General features: G+C 64.2%; 1 rRNA gene. It reads right to left on the bottom strand.

Annotated elements, in window-relative coordinates:
- Positions 1-282 (bottom strand): 16S ribosomal RNA (locus AC27E8_RS00250); the annotation flags it as partial.

Raw genomic sequence — 282 nt, 5'->3', positions numbered from 1 at the left:
CTCCCGTAGGAGTCTGGGCCGTGTCTCAGTCCCAGTGTGGCCGGTCACCCTCTCAGGTCGGCTACGCATCGTCGCCTTGGTGGGCCGTTACCCCGCCAACTAGCTAATGCGCCGCGGGCTCCTCTCTCAGCGGCCCAGTTGGGCCTTTCCCCGCAAGAAGATGCCTCCTCGCGGGCGTATCCGGCATTAGCGCCCGTTTCCGGGCGTTATTCCGGTCTGAAAGGCAGATTACCCACGTGTTCCTCACCCGTCCGCCGCTGACCTCAAAAGAGGTCCGCTCGA

The sequence above is a fragment of the Alicyclobacillus sp. CIJ1 genome (assembly GCF_057538885.1).
Note: the sequence above shows the minus strand (reverse complement) of the source record. Positions and strands in the feature narration are given on the sequence as shown.